The organism is Amycolatopsis sp. 195334CR, from assembly GCF_017309385.1.
Lineage (GTDB): Bacteria > Actinomycetota > Actinomycetes > Mycobacteriales > Pseudonocardiaceae > Amycolatopsis.
Genome location: NZ_JAFJMJ010000002.1, coordinates 2,014,715 through 2,030,335, shown reverse-complemented (window position 1 = coordinate 2,030,335; position 15,621 = coordinate 2,014,715). Strand labels below are relative to the sequence as shown.

The 15,621-nt window shown below is 70.7% G+C and carries 19 protein-coding genes and 1 pseudogene; 9 read left to right on the top strand and 11 right to left on the bottom strand.

Annotated features, from left to right (window positions below):
* Positions 1 to 5 precede the first annotated feature (5 nt).
* Positions 6 to 2,819, bottom strand: a complete 2,814-nt coding sequence (locus JYK18_RS32630) for a BTAD domain-containing putative transcriptional regulator (RefSeq protein WP_206807250.1) — start codon at positions 2,817 to 2,819, stop codon at positions 6 to 8.
* Positions 2,816 to 3,409: a TetR/AcrR family transcriptional regulator gene (locus tag JYK18_RS32625; RefSeq protein ID WP_206807249.1), complete on the bottom strand. Its 594-nt coding sequence runs from the start codon at positions 3,407 to 3,409 to the stop codon at positions 2,816 to 2,818. Before JYK18_RS32625 ends, JYK18_RS32630 begins: the two co-directional genes overlap by 4 nt.
* A gap of 88 nt (positions 3,410 to 3,497) precedes the next feature.
* Between JYK18_RS32625 and JYK18_RS32620 the strand changes: the two genes are divergently transcribed.
* Positions 3,498 to 4,361, top strand: a complete 864-nt coding sequence (locus JYK18_RS32620) for an alpha/beta fold hydrolase (protein ID WP_206807248.1) — start codon at positions 3,498 to 3,500, stop codon at positions 4,359 to 4,361.
* Between the two features lie 7 nt (positions 4,362 to 4,368).
* On the opposite strand, the gene JYK18_RS47060 is transcribed toward JYK18_RS32620, so the two are convergent.
* The gene (locus JYK18_RS47060) at positions 4,369 to 4,743 is read right to left on the bottom strand and encodes a helix-turn-helix domain-containing protein (protein WP_206807247.1); all 375 of its coding nucleotides are present in this window, start codon (positions 4,741 to 4,743) and stop codon (positions 4,369 to 4,371) included.
* 91 nt (positions 4,744 to 4,834) lie between these two features.
* On the opposite strand from JYK18_RS47060, the gene JYK18_RS32610 reads away from it, so the two are divergent.
* Entirely contained in the window at positions 4,835 to 5,674 is an 840-nt protein-coding gene (locus tag JYK18_RS32610) for an SDR family oxidoreductase (protein WP_206807246.1), read from the top strand.
* Positions 5,675 to 5,701: 27 nt separating this feature from the next.
* Here JYK18_RS32610 and JYK18_RS32605 read toward each other — a convergent pair whose 3' ends face one another.
* Both JYK18_RS32605 and JYK18_RS32600 read right to left on the bottom strand, forming a co-directional pair.
* Positions 5,702 to 6,214, bottom strand: a complete 513-nt coding sequence (locus JYK18_RS32605; RefSeq protein WP_206807245.1) for a TMEM175 family protein — start codon at positions 6,212 to 6,214, stop codon at positions 5,702 to 5,704.
* 5 nt (positions 6,215 to 6,219) lie between these two features.
* A pseudogene (locus JYK18_RS32600) lies at positions 6,220 to 6,438 on the bottom strand (DUF6790 family protein); the annotation flags it as partial.
* On the opposite strand from JYK18_RS32600, the gene JYK18_RS32595 reads away from it, so the two are divergent.
* Entirely contained in the window at positions 6,377 to 6,721 is a 345-nt protein-coding gene (locus JYK18_RS32595) for a MarR family winged helix-turn-helix transcriptional regulator (RefSeq protein WP_242582336.1), read from the top strand. The pseudogene JYK18_RS32600 and the gene JYK18_RS32595 overlap by 62 nt on opposite strands.
* Here the strand turns inward: JYK18_RS32595 and JYK18_RS32590 are convergent.
* Genes JYK18_RS32590 through JYK18_RS32570 form a run of 5 tightly spaced genes read right to left on the bottom strand, consistent with a single transcriptional unit; the run spans position 6,695 to position 9,896 of the window.
* Positions 6,695 to 7,357: a hypothetical protein gene (locus JYK18_RS32590; RefSeq protein ID WP_307796159.1), complete on the bottom strand. Its 663-nt coding sequence runs from the start codon at positions 7,355 to 7,357 to the stop codon at positions 6,695 to 6,697. The genes JYK18_RS32595 and JYK18_RS32590 overlap by 27 nt on opposite strands.
* Before the next feature lie 34 nt (positions 7,358 to 7,391).
* Positions 7,392 to 8,369, bottom strand: coding sequence for a hypothetical protein (locus JYK18_RS32585; protein WP_206807244.1), 978 nt, complete (start codon positions 8,367 to 8,369; stop codon positions 7,392 to 7,394).
* 8 nt (positions 8,370 to 8,377) lie between these two features.
* Positions 8,378 to 9,079 (bottom strand): WXG100 family type VII secretion target, encoded by a 702-nt coding sequence (locus JYK18_RS32580; protein ID WP_206807243.1) that lies wholly within the window; start codon positions 9,077 to 9,079, stop codon positions 8,378 to 8,380.
* Positions 9,076 to 9,396 carry a type VII secretion target gene (locus JYK18_RS32575; RefSeq protein ID WP_206807242.1) on the bottom strand — a complete coding sequence of 107 codons (321 nt, stop codon included), beginning with the start codon at positions 9,394 to 9,396 and terminating at the stop codon, positions 9,076 to 9,078. Before JYK18_RS32575 ends, JYK18_RS32580 begins: the two co-directional genes overlap by 4 nt.
* A gap of 2 nt (positions 9,397 to 9,398) precedes the next feature.
* Positions 9,399 to 9,896: a YbaB/EbfC family nucleoid-associated protein gene (locus JYK18_RS32570; protein WP_206807241.1), complete on the bottom strand. Its 498-nt coding sequence runs from the start codon at positions 9,894 to 9,896 to the stop codon at positions 9,399 to 9,401.
* Between the two features lie 184 nt (positions 9,897 to 10,080).
* Between JYK18_RS32570 and JYK18_RS32565 the strand changes: the two genes are divergently transcribed.
* Positions 10,081 to 10,458: a hypothetical protein gene (locus tag JYK18_RS32565; RefSeq protein ID WP_206807240.1), complete on the top strand. Its 378-nt coding sequence runs from the start codon at positions 10,081 to 10,083 to the stop codon at positions 10,456 to 10,458.
* Between the two features lie 97 nt (positions 10,459 to 10,555).
* Here JYK18_RS32565 and JYK18_RS32560 read toward each other — a convergent pair whose 3' ends face one another.
* On the bottom strand, positions 10,556 to 10,942 hold the full coding sequence (locus tag JYK18_RS32560) for a hypothetical protein (RefSeq protein WP_206807239.1): 387 nt from the start codon (positions 10,940 to 10,942) through the stop codon (positions 10,556 to 10,558).
* Positions 10,943 to 11,038: 96 nt separating this feature from the next.
* On the opposite strand from JYK18_RS32560, the gene JYK18_RS32555 reads away from it, so the two are divergent.
* The 5 genes from JYK18_RS32555 to JYK18_RS32535 all read left to right on the top strand — a co-directional run bounded on the left by JYK18_RS32555 (position 11,039) and on the right by JYK18_RS32535 (position 15,485).
* The gene (locus JYK18_RS32555; protein WP_206807238.1) at positions 11,039 to 11,743 is read left to right on the top strand and encodes a GntR family transcriptional regulator; all 705 of its coding nucleotides are present in this window, start codon (positions 11,039 to 11,041) and stop codon (positions 11,741 to 11,743) included.
* Positions 11,736 to 12,530: an arginase family protein gene (locus JYK18_RS32550; RefSeq protein WP_206807237.1), complete on the top strand. Its 795-nt coding sequence runs from the start codon at positions 11,736 to 11,738 to the stop codon at positions 12,528 to 12,530. The genes JYK18_RS32555 and JYK18_RS32550 overlap by 8 nt, the downstream gene beginning before the upstream one ends.
* Before the next feature lie 244 nt (positions 12,531 to 12,774).
* The gene (locus tag JYK18_RS32545) at positions 12,775 to 14,202 is read left to right on the top strand and encodes an amidase (RefSeq protein ID WP_206807236.1); all 1,428 of its coding nucleotides are present in this window, start codon (positions 12,775 to 12,777) and stop codon (positions 14,200 to 14,202) included.
* Between the two features lie 52 nt (positions 14,203 to 14,254).
* Positions 14,255 to 15,061 carry a hypothetical protein gene (locus JYK18_RS32540; protein ID WP_206807235.1) on the top strand — a complete coding sequence of 269 codons (807 nt, stop codon included), beginning with the start codon at positions 14,255 to 14,257 and terminating at the stop codon, positions 15,059 to 15,061.
* A gap of 40 nt (positions 15,062 to 15,101) precedes the next feature.
* Positions 15,102 to 15,485 carry a tautomerase family protein gene (locus JYK18_RS32535; protein ID WP_206807234.1) on the top strand — a complete coding sequence of 128 codons (384 nt, stop codon included), beginning with the start codon at positions 15,102 to 15,104 and terminating at the stop codon, positions 15,483 to 15,485.
* Positions 15,486 to 15,621: the final 136 nt, after the last annotated feature.

Here is a 15,621-nt window from a genome sequence, read left to right as displayed (position 1 = left end):
GCGGCTCAGGCCGGTCCACCCGCGGCTTGGAGTCTCCGGTCCCGCCGCTCGATGGCGCGCCGGGTGGTGGCGAGTCCTTCGTGGACTTCGTTCGTCAGCGCGGTGTAGGCGATCTGCTCGGTGAGTTCGCCGAACGCCCGCTGCTGCAGTTCCAGTGCGGTCTCCAGGTTGCCCATCTGCAGTTCCGCGGTGGCGAGCCGGGTCAGGCAGCTCGCGTAGAGCCTGCCGTCGGAAACGTCCTTCGCCGCTTCGGCGCCGAGCCGCAGGAAGCGCGCGGCCTCGGCGAAGTGGCCCATCACCAGGTGGACCGAGCCCGAATAGTACAGCGTCCGGCCCACCATCGCCGGATTGCCGATCTTCTCCCCCAGCACCCGCGAGCGCGCGAAGTACCCGAGCGCCTCCTCGTGCCTGCCACCGAGGTGGTGCAGGTAGCCGAGGGTGGAGATGGCGCGCTCCGCCAGCCAGTCGTCCTCGTGCTCGGTGGCCATGGCCAGCGACCGGGTCAGCAGGCCCATCGGTTCCTCGTACCGCCCGTCCAGCACGTCGAGCGTGGCGATCCCGGTGAGCGCCCTGGCCGTCTCCCGGCCGGCACCGGCGTGCTCGCTGATCCGCAGCGCCTCGGTGAACCAGTCGCGGGCCTGCTCGTAGTAACCCGGCATGGCGTGCGCGAACCCGAGGTAGAGCCGCACCGCCGAGGGCATCCGGCGATCGGCGGCCCGGCTCGCCAGCGGCAGCACCAGGTGCACGGCGGCCCGGCACTCGTCGTAGCGGCTGAGCCGGATGAGGTAGTCGACCAGGCTTTCGGCGAGCCAGCAGGCCCGGTCCACCCCACCGACGGCGACCGCGTAGGCGACCACGTCACGCAGGTCGCCCGCCTGGTCGAGCCACGCCGTCGCGTCCCGCCAGCCGGTGAACGGCCCGCCGTCCAGCTCCGGCCCGGTGGGAAAGCCGGCCAGACCGCATTCGCTGGCGTGGCGCCCGGCGCCGATGTAGAGGTCCACCACGGCGGTCCGCGCGGCCTCGACCACCTCCGCGGGTTCCTCGGCGGCCAGCCGCCGGGCGTACACCGCCACCAGGTCGTGCAGCCGGTACCGGCCGGGCGCGGGCTGCTGGAGCAGGCTGGTGTCCACAAGGGACTCCAGCGCGTGCTCCGCCTCGGCCGCCGGCGAGCCGAGCAGCGCGGCCAGCACCAGCCGGTCGAGCTCCGGCGTCGGGGACAGGCCGAGCATGCGGAACGCGCGCTGCTCGAAGTCCGCCAGTTGCTCGTAGGACAGCCGGAACGCCGCCTCCACGCTGCGGTCCTCGGCGGTCAGCTCGCCGAGCCTGCTGCCGTCGTCGGCCAGCCGCGACACCAGGTACTCGAAGGTCCACATCGGACGGTTCTGCAGGCGCGCCCCGGCGATCCGCAGGGCCAGCGGCAGGCGGCCGCACAGCCGGGCCACCTCGCGCACGGCCTCCTGCTCACGTCCGGCCCGCGCCCCGCCGACGATCCGGTTGAGCAGGTCCTGCGCCTGGTCGAGACCCAGCGGCCCCAGCGAAACGCGGTGCGCGGCGTCCAAACCGGACAGTCGCCGCCTGCTGGTCACCAGCACGCGGCTGCCCGGACCCGCGGGCAGCAGGGGACGCACCTGCTCGGCACCGGAGGCGTCGTCGAGCACCAGCAGCAGGCGCAGCGAAGCGGTCGCCGCCCGCCAGGACGCGGCCAGCTCGTCGAGGTCGTCCATGGTCTCGTTGTCGTCCACGCCGACCGCGCGCAGCAGCCGCCGGAGCACCCGCGATGAGGGCGGGGCCGTCCGATCGTCGCTGTGGCCGTGCAGGTCGATGAACAGGCAGCCGTCGGGGCACTGCTCGCGCAGCTCCCGCGCGGCACGCACGACCAGTGCGGTCTTCCCGGAACCGGCCACCCCGTCCACCGCGGCCACGGTCACCGCGCCGTCGGCCGCCGGTGCGGTCAGCACGGCGAGTTCCCGGTCGCGCCCGGCCAGTTCCCCGGCGCCGAGCGGCAGTTCGAACCTGGCCCGCCGCACGACGGGCTCTTCGCGCCGGGCCGCCACCCCGAGCAGCGCGTCGTCACCCCGCAGGATCGCCTGGTGCACCTGCTGCACTTCGGCGTCGGGCTCCATGCCGAGTTCGTCGACCAGCCGGTGCCGGAGCCTGGCGAACACCTCCAGCGCGTCGGCGCGGCGGCCACCGGCGTAGTAGGCGCGCATCAGCAGCCCGGCCAGCGTCTCGTTGCGCGGGTGGGCGGCGCTCAGCACGGACAGCTCGTCGATTGCCTCGGTGTAGAGGCCCAGCCTCAGCTGCCAGTCCACTTTCTCCTGGGACAGGACGATCCGGCGTTCGGTCAGCCGCCGGCGCTCCCCATCGGCGAAGGGGCCGGGCAGGCCGTCCAGGGGCTCGCCACCGAACAGGCCCAGCGCCGTCGAATACAGCTCGACCGCGGTGGCCAGTTCACCGGCTCGCCCGGCTTCGGCGCCTTCGGCCGCGATCTCCTCCAGCCGCACCGAATCCAGCGCGATCCCGTCGGCGGCGAAGCGGTAACCACCGCGGTCGCTGGTGATCACCGCGTCGGCGTCCACCCCGGCGGCGGCCAGTCCCCGGCGCAGCCGGAAGACGTAGCCGGGCACCACCTTCACCCCGGTGCCCGGTGGTTCGTCGCCCCAGACGCGGTCGAGCAGCTCGCGTTTGCCGAAGGTGACGCCCGGGCGCAGCAGCAGCGCCGCGAGCAGCGCCTGCTGGCGCACCGGCCCCAGGTCCAGCGGCCGGTCCCGGTGCCACGCCCGCACCGGGCCGAGCACGGCGAACCGCAGCCCGGTCACCGGCCCAGCATCCGGAGCACGACCTGCTGGTACTCGGCCTTCACCCGGGGTTTGTCCGGTTCGGCGGTCTCGGCCAGCGCGAGGCCGGCCCCGCCGAGCAGGTGGAAGGTCAGGCGGCTCATCGGCTCCCCCGGTAGCGCGTCGCCCTCGCTGGTCTCGAGCATCGCCCGCACCAGTCGCTCGATCAGCCCGTAGGCGTACTTCTCCTCGAACTCCAGCCAGCGCCGGAAGCCGAAGGCCACCGGTGCCTCCTGCCAGACCACGCGCCCGTAGACGGGATCGCAGCACCGGTCGAGGAACACCCCGACCGCGCGGGACGCCACTTCCCACGGATCGGTCATCCCCGCCGCGGCCTCGGTGATGCGACGCACCAGGTCGATCTGGAGTTCCTCCACCACGGCCTCGAACAACGCGGTCTTGTTGGCGAAGTGGTGGTAGACCGCGCCGCGGGTGGCCTGGATGTCGGCGGCCACGTCCTCCAGCGTGGTGGCGGCGTACCCGTGCTCGGCGAACCGGGCGGTGGCGGCCGCCAGCAGGGCGGTCCTGGTCGCGTCGGAGTACTGCTCGCGCCGGCTCCGGGGCGTGGACATGCGGGCAGTATATGACCTACGCCGTGTATGTCTCAGACTCGAGGTAGGTCGTGGGACCCGGCCACCACGACGATGGGATGGTGGGGGCATGTTCGACACCTTCGACGAGTGGGACGTCCCGATCACCGACACCGTGACCATCCACGGCCGGAGCGGCGGCACGGGACCACCCGTCGTGTTGCTGCACGGCCATCCCCGGACCCACACCACCTGGTACCGCGTGGCCCCGCTGCTCGCCGAGTCGGGTTTCACCGTGGTGTGCCCGGACCTGCGCGGATACGGCCGGTCGGCCAAACCCGTCCCCGACGAACGGCACGAGGTCTACTGCGACCGCACCATGGCGGCCGACCTCGTCGCCCTGATGCGTGCCCTCGGCCACCCGCGGTTCGCCGTCGCCGGGCACGACCGCGGCAGTTACGTCGCCTACCGGACCGCCCTCGACCACCCCGAGGCGGTGACCCGCCTCGCCGTCTTGGACAGCGTGCCGATCCTCGAAGCGCTCGAACGCGCCGACGCCCGGTTCGCCGAGGAGTGGTGGCACTGGTTCTTCTTCGGCGCCTCACCGCACGCCGAGCGGGTGATCACCGCCGATCCCCTCGCCTGGTACCGCCCCGACGAGAACCGCATGGGGTCCGGCAACTACCGCGACATGGTGCGGGCGATCAGCGATCCGGCGACCGTGCTGGCGATGCTGGAGGACTACCGGGCCGGGCTCACCATCGACCGCGCGCACGACGAGGCGGACCGGGCGGCCGGGCGCACCATCGCCTGCGACACCCTGGTCGCCTGGTCGACCCGGGACGACATGGAGCACCTCTACGGCGATCCCGCCGCCGTCTGGGAACCCTGGGTCAGCGGCGGACTGACTTCGGCCCGCATCGACTCCGGCCACCACATGGCCGAGGAGAACCCCGTGCAACTAGCCGAAACCCTCGCCCGGTTCCTCCGTTAGCGGCGGCCTAGCTGCCCGCGTCGCGCGCGGGCAGCCGCCGGGTGATCCGGTCGAACAACTCCGTCAGCGGCTCCCCGACCTCCCGGCCGAACTCGGTCAGCCCGTAGGTGACCTGCGGCGGTGTCGTCGGTTCGACCTTCCGCCACACCAGCCCGTCCTGGACCAGCGCGCGCAGGGACTGGGCGAGCATCTTCTCGCTGACGCCCTGGATGCTCTCGCGCAGTTCGTAGAACCGGAGGTCGTTGCCCAGCAGGGAGATCAGTACCCAGATGCCCCACTTGCTGGTGACGTGGTCGACCACGTCGCGTGCGGGGCAGTCGGTGTGAAACACCTCATACGGGGTCCTGGTATCGGGCTGGGTGAGCTGCACGCCTCCGGTCACGTCATGAGCTTACCGAAAGGTATGTCCTTACCAAGGGTAAGCCCGGCCTCCTACCGTCACGAACACATTCGGACGCAAGGGAGTTTGTCGCATGATCGTGGTGACCGGAGCTACCGGGAACGTCGGCCGACCGCTGACGAAGGCACTGGCCGAGGCGGGTCAGGAGGTGACGGCGGTGTCAAGGCACACCGCGGCGGTGCCGGACGGCGTCCGCCACGTGGTGGCCGACCTCGCCGAGCCCGCCAGCCTCGACCCCGCACTGGCCGGGGCGAAAGCGTTGTTCATCCTGCTGTCCGGCGATCTGCACGCCACCGGGGCCAACCCGGCCGACGTGATCAGCCGGGCCGCGGCCGCCGGGGTCCGCCGGATCGTCCTGCTGTCCTCGCAGGGCGTGTCCACCAGACCGTTCGGCACCACGCGGATCGCGATGCGCGCGCTGGAGGACACCCTGCGCGAGTCCGGTTTGGACTGGGCGATCGTGCGACCGGGCGGCTTCGCCTCCAACGCCTTGTGGTGGGCCGAATCCATCCGTTCGCAGCAGCTGGTCGCCGCCCCCTTCGGCGACACCGGCGTGCCGATCGTCGACCCGGCGGACATCGCCGAAGTCGCCGCGGCCTGCCTGCTGGACGACCGGCACACCGGCGGCGTGTACGAACTGACCGGGCCCGAGGTGATCACGCCGCGCCAGCAGACGGAAGCCCTCGCCGCCGCACTGGGTTCGCCGATCCGGTTCCACGAACTCACCCGCGAGGAAGCCAAAGCCGGTATGACGCAAAGCATGCCCGCCGAACTCGCCGACGACACCCTGGACATCATCAGCGCCCCGACCGCCGAGGAACTCCGCGTGAGCCCGGACGTCGAGCGGGTGCTCGGCCGCGCTCCGCGTTCCTTCGCGGACTGGGCCAGGCGCAACGTCGCCGCGTTCCGCTGACACCGCCCTCCCGCCGCGAGGCAGCATTCAGGGAGCAGCACGCCTCTGCACGCGGCGGGCGGCGGTCAGCACGATCGGCGCGGCGAGCCAGCACAGGTACGCGCCGGTGCCTGGCGCCACGAACGAAACCGAAATCGATACCCCGAAAACGGCGGCCAGGCAGACGCTGCGCACCAAGCTCTGCACCAGCGCGTACCAACTGAACCGAGGCGGGAAGGCGCCTTCGGCGGTGAGCACGCGCGTGGCGAACGGCATCAGGACCTGCATGAACAGCCAGACCAGGGTGAGGCTGGTCAGACGGGGCGTCAGCGAACCGACGTGGCGGAAGATCTCGTGGTGGGCCCGCCAGTGGGCGGCGATCACCGTGAAGCTGAGCGCGAAGGCCAGGTACTCCTTGCCGTGGGCCACCGCCGAGCTCAGCATGGCGCCGGTGGTGTCGCCGGCGGGGACGGGAAGTTCCAGTGCGAGCAGGGTGAGCGCGATCGCGATCACCGCGTCGGCGAACATGGTGAGCCGGTCGGCGCCGTGCTGGTTTTCCATGGTGGTCAGGCCGCCACGGGGGCCAGGCGCCGGGACCGCACGGCGAGCACGATCATCACGGCCGGGTAGACGTGTCCGGCGAGCGCACCCCACAGGAACATGCCGCCGCCGAGGCCGATGGTGACCCGCTCGCGTGCCGACGCCGAAGCGGCGCGGAAGCCCATGATCGCCAGCCCGAGGTTGGCGAAGGCGATCTCGACCAGGAAGGGCGTCCGCGGAAAGCCGGCGACGCAGCACCAGCTCGCGCAGGCGTTGTCGGTGTCGGATCCGGCGATCAGCCGGGCGCTGCGCCCCCTGGAAGCGGATGGCCTGGTGGAGATCATCGTCGACCCCGCCCACGCCCGGCGGCGCCTGGTCACGCTCACCGCCACCGGGCGGAAAGCCTTCCACGCCAACGGGAAACCCCTGTACGACGAGTTCCGCGCGGTGCTCGTCGCCGCCGGGTTCCCCTACGAGCGCTACCTTGAAGACACCCGGCGGTTAGCCGAGCTCCTCGAAGCCGGCTGACCACGGCTGCCCGGCGCCCGTCCGGGTCGCACCGCGACCGGGTGGCAGGCTGAGCACGTCGACCAGGCTCGGGTCCTCGTCGATGGCGTGGTGCAGGTGCCCGGTCTTGGCGGTGCCGACGTCCGCGACCGAGGTGCCGGCGAGCTGCCAGACGCCGTCCTCGGCGTCGTGGTGGACGAACAGCACGGGCTCGCGGTGTTCGAAGACTTCGAGCGTCTGGACGCAGGTGGTCCGCAGCAGCCAGTGCAGCAACCACCAGGCACGCCGATCGCGCTGCATGACCTGGTCGGTCACCCACCAGACGAACGGCAGGTCCTGGTGGGCGCGTGCCTGGTCCGCGGTCAGATCCGGGCCGCCCTGCGGCACGCGCTCGAACGGGTCGTCGACCAGGGAGAACGCGTGCCCGCCCTCGTCCACGAAGATCACCGCGTGGAAGGTCCCGCCGCCGGGGTTGCCCGCGCCGATCCCGACCGACAGCCGGGCCACGTGCGGGTCGGCCCCGGTGGTCCAGCCGAAAGCGTACGAAGCCAGCTCGCCACCCGGGCCGACGAACTCCCCGAACGCCCGCCGGTCCATGCCGGTGACCGCCTCCGTGGGCACCTCGGTGAACGCGCCCTCCAGCACCTGAATATCCACTCGCGCAAGATATCCGACCACCACCGGGGTGCGGTCAGGGCGCCACCCGGCGGCCGTTCGCGTGGGCCGCGATCTCCTTGCCCATCCGGGCCAGCTCCGCGCGGTCCTGCGCGGTCGGCCGGAGTTCCTCGGGCTGGAACAAACCGCGCGCGTTGCGTTCGACCTTCTGCTCCCACTCCGGAGTGATTCCGGCCTTGCCGGTCTTCACGTCGTAGGTGTGCGCGGTGTACTGGGCGGTCCCGTCGGACATTCTTTCCAGCACGAGGTCGGGGCGCTGGTACACCATTTTCAGGTCGGCGGGGGCGTTCTCGGGATGCTGTCCACGACCGCCGATGTGGTAGGGCGCTTCGGCGCGCAACTGGTAGTTTTCGGCGTGTGGCCCGAGGATCTCCGCGCCACGGTTGTTGATGTTGCGCTCGAAGATGGCGTGGATTTCGAGCCCGTTGAGCCGGGGTGGCGCATTCTCGATCAGCTTCGAAAGCTTACCTTCTTCTTCCTTCGCCTCCGCGAGGTCTTTCTTTTGTTGCTCGCTGAGCGGACCTTCTTTCGCCAGGTCCTGCAGTTCGTGCTTGCGCCGCGTGGCCGCGTCACGTTGCTCGATCCAGCCGTTCAGCTGCTTTTCCCGACCGCCGGTGTACGCCTGGTCGGGCGAACGCGCCAGGAACTCCGCGACGGCGTCGTCGAGCGCCTTCCGGATACCGGGGGCGGCGTCCTTGCGCACCTGATCGGCTTCGTGGATGCGCGGGATGTCCCGCCGCCGCCAGGCTCGTGCGTCCTGGGGCAGGGACGCGGCCTCGGTGGGGCTCAGCGGGAATCGGGCGAACGGACCGGTGGGACGGCCTTTCACGCCGAGTTCCCCGGTTTTGACCTGGGCCAGTTCGACGCTGGAACTCGCGTCGACCGAGCCGGAAACCTGACTGTTCTTCTTCCCGGGCGCGGAAGTGCCGCCAGTGCCTCTTCTGGTGTGCATCGCGAACCACACCGCCAACGCGAGCGTGATGAACAGGCGCATCGGATTGCCTAATCGTTGAGTAGCTTGCTGAGGTTGGTCAGACTGTCGATCAGCGCGGTGGTGTACAGCAGGATCCGGGCGGACCACTTGACCACGGCGGCGGCGATCTGCGCGGCGACCACCGGGAGCGTCACCACGAAAACCGCCTCGACGGCCCACACTATGACGCGGGCGACCAGGTCCGCGATCAGGTCGCGGACGATCTCGCGGGTCAACTCGACCAGTCCGGCCGCCCCCTCGGTCGCCTCCGCCAGCGCCGCGGAGATCGCGCCGAGGCCGCCGATGGCCTCGACGTTGTTGGCCATCAGCCCCTGGTAAGCATCGGCCGCCTCACTGGTCCAGCCCGCCAGATCGCCTTTGAGGCTCGCGTCGAGCTCCTTGGCGACGGCGGCGAGTTCGCCGGCCATGTTGTTCCACGTCGCCGCGTGCGACCTGGCCACATCCGGTTTGCCGGTGAGCTCGTCCAGCATTTCGCGCAGCGGTTCGAAGTGCTCCATCGCCCAGCCGAGGCCGTTCGCCAGCAACGCGCCGAACGGGTCGATCACCGTGGCCGCGACTTCGATCGCGAGCCCCGCGCCCGCCAGCGCGTCGTCGACCCAGCCTTCGCTCTTGATGGCGTCGGACAGGCTTTCGACGCTGTCGGCCAGCCCGGCCCCGGTCCACGCTTCCCGTGACGACTCGACCGGTGCGATCAGCGAGGTCCCGGTCATGCCTGTTCCAGCTCGCCCGCGGTCCGGATGAGGTCCGAGTTGGTGCCCTCGATCTTTTCGTACGCGTCGGCGCCCGCGCGGACGGATTCGGCCACCATGGACAGGTTCTCCTCCAGGTACGCGATCAGTTCGTCCTGCTTGCGGTGCCGGTCTTCCAGCACGCCGGCGATCCAGCCGCACAGCAGGCCGTACGCCTCGTCGTCGCGGGTGATGTGCGCGCTGGCGGCCTTGATCGCGTCGAACCGCGCGCGAAGCTTCTCCAGATTGGTCACGTGCGCGCGCAGTTGCGCCGGGTCGACGTGGTATCCCTGGCCCATGTTCAGTCCCTCCGCAGGTAGGACCGCAGGTCGTAGCCGTCGTCGTCATCGTCGGGGACGGGCAGCTTCGGCCGCCGGCGCTCGCTCTTCGGTTCGGCGGGCGGCGTTTCCGGTGCGGGGACGGGCGTGCTGCGCAACTGGCGGCCGACCGCCTCGGCGATCGCCTGTCCCGTCGGGGATCCGTCGCCGAGCGTGCCGGTGATGAGTTCCCGCGACCGGTCGGCCATCTGACGCCGCGCCGCGGCCAGCGTCGTCATCACCGCCTGCGCGACCGCGGCCGGTGCCGCGCCGCGGATCCGGTCGGTCAGCTGAAGGCCGACCAGGGCCCCGGTCGAATCCACGGTCACCCTGGCCAGCCCGGCCGGGTCGGTGGCGGTCACGCGGGCTTGGCTCAGCTGGTCGCTCATCGCCTGTGTGGCCGCGGCCAGCTTGCCGATCCGGCCCTTCCAGGCCGCGAGCCGCCGGGACGCGCCGTCCGGGTCGAGAATCCTGTCGTCCATGTCCCCTCCCTGGCAGGAACGGTATTCCGCGGCCAGGGAGGCGGTGTGGGTCGAACACCCCACATATCCGGTTTGCTGTCCGCGGGGCCAGCTTTCGAGTGAAAGCGCTTACTTTCCGTGCAGGGCCCCGGAAACACGTGGTCGACTCGAAACGCGACGGCCGTATCGATCGAGGGGAACCCTGATGAGAAACAGAATTCGGGCGATGGTGGCCGCGGGTGCGGTGGGGGCGGCGGCGCTGGCGCTCGCGTCACCGGTGATCGCCGAGGAAGCACCGGGCGCGAGCACCGGCATCCGTGCCGTCGTCCAGATCGCCCAGCCGGCCAGCGCCACCGAAGTCGCGGCGCTCGACTTCGCCATCCAGGCCGACAGCCACGGCTGCAGCGGCAACGAGGTGTCGAACAACAGTTATGTGCACGTCTGCTTCGTCCGCGATGGCGACAAGATCTTCGTGAGGGACTACTGCCTCAACCCGAACACCACCGCCTACTACCGCGGCTACGACACCAAGGGCGATTCCACCGACCACTTCACCGCCTGGCAGTCCGAACCGACAAGCTGACGCGATTCTCCGCGGCCGGCCCGCTCCGGGGCCCGCCCTCTGGCGCACCACAAGCACGTCCGCTCATCTCTCACGAATCGCTGTGGTCGCCCTGCCGCTAGCGCCTCACCGTGGTGAACCACTCGGCGACGCGGCGCGCCAGGTCCTCGCTCGACGCGCCGTTCGCCGGGACCACCAGGCCGTCGGGGCCGGAGAGGTCGATCGACGCCTCCTCGGCCCTGACCCCGTCGTCCCAGTTGAGGCAGGACGGACTGCACCCGCCGCGGATGCCGTCGTCGTCGAAATCGAGACGCAAGGTGTCGCGAATGGACTGCCCTTCAACAAGATCCAGGGAAACCAGCAGCCAGGGCGTGCCGTCGGCATCGGCGTGCAGCCAGTAATCCAACCCCGGGACCAGCACGTTCAGCGAGCTCGCGAAGGCGAGTTCGGCACTGGTCGGCTCGCCCTCGCGCCGTCCGCCCCAGTCGATGTCGTCCGATGCCACAAGCCCACCTTATCGCCGACTGCCCGGTTCCTTGCCAGATTGCCCGACAATAGGGCAACTTGGTCTCCGCAGGCATCGGATCCCCCAGAGGAGGCCATGACGAACCCGATCCGTGGCCTCGGTGCGAGCATCCACCGGCAGAGCACCACCGAGCAGGCCACCGAAGCGATCCGCCAGGCCATCCTGACCGGCCGCCTGCCACCCGGCACTCCCCTGCGCGAGGCCGCCCTCGCCGCTGAGCTCGGCATTTCCCGCAGCACCTTGCGCGAGGCCGCCCGCACCCTGGAAAGCGAGAGCCTGGTCCGCTACCAGATGAACCGCGGCATCGTCGTCGCCGATGTCACGGGGCCGGACGTCGTCGACATCTACGCGGCCCGCGCCGCAGTGGAACTAGCCGCGGCTGACGCCCTCACCGAGCACCGCGACCCGCTGATCTACCAGCACCTCGCCGAAGTGGTCGACCAGATCGAAGGCGCATTCGACCGCGGCGACACCGCCGCAGTGCTCGACGGCGACCGGCTCTTCCACACCACCCTCGTCTCGGCCACCGGCAGCCCCCGGCTGCGCCGCATTCACCAGCAACTCCAACAAGAACAGCGCCTCGCCCTCGCGCTGGCCGAGCGTTCCCGCCGCGAACTCGGCCGCACCGCGGACGACCACCGCCAGCTGCTCGACGCACTGCACGGCACCCCGGAACAAGCCAGAACCGAACTCACCGCACACCTGCAAGCCGGCGCCACCGAACTCCGACGGCTACTCGACCTGCTCGCCCACAACAAAAGGGAGACACCACGTGGCTGACAGCACCGCCGACCCGTGGGACCTGCTCGTCGCGCCCTGGCACCTCGACGAGCACATCCCGGACTTCCCCGTCCCCGCCGCCGCGACCGTGGTGGCGCGCCCGGCCCTCCCCGACGGCCCGGTCCCCGCCCGGATGAGCGTCCTGCACCGAGCCGCGACCGACGCGGTGGCGCGGAAAACCCGGCCCCTGGTGCTCTCCGGCGACTGCTCCACCGCCCGCGCGGTGCTGGCCGCACAACAGCAACACCACCCCGACCTGGCCGTGCTCTGGTTCGACGCCCACGGCGACTTCAACACCCCCGCCATCTCGACCAGCGGTTATCTCGCCGGCATGGCGCTGGCCACGCTGACCGGCCGCACCCCTGATCTGTTCGACGACACGCTCGGCCTGCGCCCCGTCCCCGACACCAGCATCGTGCTCGCCGACGCGCGCGACCTCGACCCCGCCGAGCACGACGCCCTCACCACCAGCGAAGTCCACCGCATCCCCGCCGAACCCGCCGCCGTCACCTCGGCGCTCGAACGGCTCGGCCCCGTCCCCGTCTACCTCCACCTCGACATCGACGTGATCGACGGCGCCCAGGTGCCCGGGGCGCGCTTCCCCGCCGGCCCCGGCCCCTCCCTCGCCCAGATCGAGGAATGCCTGGCCGCCGCCCGCGCCACCGCCCGGCTCGCCGCCGCCTGCCTGGCCTGCGCCTGGCTCCCCGAACACGCCGCCGACGCCACCAGCCGCCAGGCCATCACCCGCCTCACCGCGGCGCTCGGCGCGTCCCTGACCTGGCCCTAGCTCGTCGCGGCTGACCGTCCAAATCAGACAGCGTAGTCGGGCAGCTCGACGCCGTTGATCGCGCGACCGACCAGTTCCATGAACCAGTCGCCGCTCGGCGCTCGGTCCGGGGATGTCGCGGCTACGAGCGTTCAACCAACCGATCTCCTGGTTGGCTTCGACAGTCGACCCCGTTGTCGTCGGCTTCCCTATTGCGCGAAGAAGAATTTCGTGGCCTCAGCGGCGGCCGGATAGCTTCGGATTCATGGAGTGGAGCTTTCACACGGCCGAAGAACTCATCGACGCGTTGCGGGGCGGGATGGTGACGTCGGCAGAACTGACCGACGAGGCGATCGCCCGCATCGAACGCGACGACGAGGTGATCAACGCGATCTGCGTTCCGGACTTCGACCGGGCACGGGCCGCCGCGGCCCGCGCCGATCGGGCACGGGCGCGCGGGGACGACCGGCCGTTGCTCGGGGTTCCCGTGACGGTCAAGGAGTCGTACAACATCGCCGGGTTGCCCACGACCTGGGGCATGCCGCCGCATCGGGATTTCGTGCCGGTCGAGGACGCGGTCCAGGTGACCCGGCTCAAGGACGCGGGCGCGGTCGTGCTCGGCAAGACCAATGTCCCCTTAGGACTGCAGGACATCCAGAGCTTCAACGAGATCTACGGCACCACGAGCAATCCGTGGGAGCACGGCCGTACGGCGGGCGGGTCGTCCGGCGGGTCCGCGGCGGCGCTGGCGGCCGGGTTCGGCGCGCTGTCCATCGGTTCCGACATCGCCGGTTCGCTGCGCACCCCCGCGCATTTCTGCGGTGTCTACGCCCACAAGCCGACGCTCGGCCTCGCCGCCCCCCGCGGCATGGTCGCACCGCCCGAACCGGCCTTGCCGATCGACCTCGACCTCGCCGTCGTCGGGCCGATGGCGCGCTCCGCCCGCGACCTCACACTCCTGCTCGACGTCATGGCCGGACCGGATCCATTGACGTCCGGCATAGCGCAGCGGCTCGCGCTGCCACCCGCCCGCCACGAGCGGCTCAGCGATTTCCGGGTCCTGGTGCTCGACGAACATCCGCTCATCCCGACCGGATCCGCCGTGCGCGCGGGCGTGGAGAGGGTGGCCGCCGCGCTCGCCGACGGTGGGGCCCGCGTCGAACGGCACAGTTCCTTGTTGCCCGATCTGGCCGAAGCCGCGACGGTCTACATGCAACTGTTGGTTTCCGGCTCTGTGGCGCGGTTTCCCGTCACCGAGTTCAGCGCGGCTGATGAAAGTCTCGACAGCGTGCGGTTGCGCGCCATGGGGTTCAGCCACCGCGACTGGATCGAGGCAAACAACCGCCGTGAACTCCACCGCCACGCCTGGCGGCGATTGTTCACCCAATTCGACGCCGTGGTCTGCCCGATCACGCCGACGCCCGCGTTTCCGCACGACCACCACCCGAATCCGATGGAACGCCGCATCGACATCGACGGCACCGAGTACCCCTACTTCGACCAGCTCGTCTGGGCCGGTCTGGCCACCATGCCCGGTCTGCCCGCCACCGCCATCCCGGCGGGCCGGTCCCCCGAGGGCTTGCCGGTCGGCGTGCAGCTCGTCGGGCCGGCGTTCGAGGACCGCACCCCGCTTCGCCTGGCCGAACTGCTCGCCCCGAGCACCGGCGGCTTCCAGGTACCGGCCGAATCGTGATGGTGCGGTTTCGGCGGTCGCCGTATCGTCGGTGGTGACCTGGGGGGCGGGAATGGCGCGTCGATATGTGGTGATTTCGGAGGCGGAACCGGACGAGGAGCTCGTCTTCCGGCCCGTACTGCGCGAGGTGGCGGGGCAGACCTGGCTGCTCGGCCTGCTGGGGGCGGGGATCGGGCTGGTGATCTTGGCGATCGTGGTGGTCGCGGCCGAGTTCCACCTGGTGGCCTGGCTCGTGGTGGCGGTGCTCGCCACGGGTTCGGCCGGTGGTCTGGTCTGGCGCTTGCTGGTCGCCGGGACCACCGCCGACGCGGAGGGCTTGACGACGGTCCGGGTGCGCACGGTCGACCTGTCCTGGTCCGAGGTGCAGGGGTTGCGGTTGACGTCGAAGGCGGTGCTCGCCTACGACTCGGCGGGAGGTGGCCACCCGCTCTACCACGTCCCGCCGACGCGACGGGCGCTCGCCGACCTGAAGAAGTTGTGGCTGGCCGGTCGCGGTCCGGAGTGGACCCAGTCGGTGACGCTGCCGGAAGCCGAACGCCCGGTCGGCAAGCACTACCGGACCCAGGACCCGAACGCCCCGGAGCCGGTCCGGTTCACCACCGGTCTCGGCACCGGTTTCGGGATGGCCGCGCTCTTCACGTTCGTCGCGCTCTACATCTACACCGATCTCGACGAATTCGACGGCTGGTTCGAGACCGCGGAACCGACTATGCGCGAAACGATCGTGACCTTGCTCTGCTTCATCGGCGCGCCGGTCGTGGGCTTCACGTACGGACTCTCGATGACGCGCAAGAAGCGGCGGGAGGAATACGAGGAGTACGTCGCGCGCCACCGGTCGCTCGCGCGGCTGCATCGGTGACCCCTTGTGTTTTGTACCTACTAGTATGTACGGTCCGGGCATGCCCCTGGTGAGAATTGACGCGCTCAACGCCTCCCCGCAGAAGCTCGACGCGCTCGGCCGCGCCGTGCACGAGGCACTCGGCGAAACCGCCGACGTGCCACCCGACGACCGCTTCCAGATCCTGACCAGCCACGACGGCACGAGGAGCGACCTCCGCTACGACGACTACCTCGGCGTGCCCCACGACGAGGGCATCGTCTACGTCGCCATCACCCTGCGCGCCGGTCGCACGCCGGAGCAGAAAAAGGCGCTCTACCGCCGGATCGCCGAACTCGCCCAGGAGTACGCGGGCACCGAGCCGCGGAACGTCTTCGTCGCACTGACCGAGAACGCGCCCATCGACTGGTCGGTGGGCAACGGTGTAGCGCAGTACGCGACCTAGCGGTAGCGGATCAGCGGTGGCGGCCAGCAGACGCAGGCCAGCAGTGGCAGGCCAGCGGTCGCGGGCCATCCCGGCCTAGCGGCAGCGAGCCAACAGACGCGAGCAAGTGGTGGCGGGCCAGCGACACCGGCCAGCG

Bases quoted from the DNA above. Each gene is read 5' to 3' on its own strand.
- JYK18_RS32605 (WP_206807245.1), bottom strand. From the start codon at position 6,214: ATGGAAAACCAGCACGGCGCCGACCGGCTCACCATGTTCGCCGACGCG.
- JYK18_RS32545 (WP_206807236.1), top strand. From the start codon at position 12,775: ATGGAGTGGAGCTTTCACACGGCCGAAGAACTCATCGACGCGTTGCGG.
- JYK18_RS32555 (WP_206807238.1), top strand. From the start codon at position 11,039: ATGACGAACCCGATCCGTGGCCTCGGTGCGAGCATCCACCGGCAGAGC.
- JYK18_RS32540 (WP_206807235.1), top strand. From the start codon at position 14,255: ATGGCGCGTCGATATGTGGTGATTTCGGAGGCGGAACCGGACGAGGAG.
- JYK18_RS32610 (WP_206807246.1), top strand. From the start codon at position 4,835: ATGATCGTGGTGACCGGAGCTACCGGGAACGTCGGCCGACCGCTGACG.
- JYK18_RS32535 (WP_206807234.1), top strand. From the start codon at position 15,102: ATGCCCCTGGTGAGAATTGACGCGCTCAACGCCTCCCCGCAGAAGCTC.
- JYK18_RS32570 (WP_206807241.1), bottom strand. From the start codon at position 9,896: ATGGACGACAGGATTCTCGACCCGGACGGCGCGTCCCGGCGGCTCGCG.
- JYK18_RS32620 (WP_206807248.1), top strand. From the start codon at position 3,498: ATGTTCGACACCTTCGACGAGTGGGACGTCCCGATCACCGACACCGTG.
- JYK18_RS32565 (WP_206807240.1), top strand. From the start codon at position 10,081: ATGAGAAACAGAATTCGGGCGATGGTGGCCGCGGGTGCGGTGGGGGCG.
- JYK18_RS32595 (WP_242582336.1), top strand. From the start codon at position 6,377: ATGATCGCCAGCCCGAGGTTGGCGAAGGCGATCTCGACCAGGAAGGGC.
- JYK18_RS32580 (WP_206807243.1), bottom strand. From the start codon at position 9,079: ATGACCGGGACCTCGCTGATCGCACCGGTCGAGTCGTCACGGGAAGCG.
- JYK18_RS32575 (WP_206807242.1), bottom strand. From the start codon at position 9,396: ATGGGCCAGGGATACCACGTCGACCCGGCGCAACTGCGCGCGCACGTG.
- JYK18_RS32585 (WP_206807244.1), bottom strand. From the start codon at position 8,369: ATGCGCCTGTTCATCACGCTCGCGTTGGCGGTGTGGTTCGCGATGCAC.
- JYK18_RS32625 (WP_206807249.1), bottom strand. From the start codon at position 3,409: ATGTCCACGCCCCGGAGCCGGCGCGAGCAGTACTCCGACGCGACCAGG.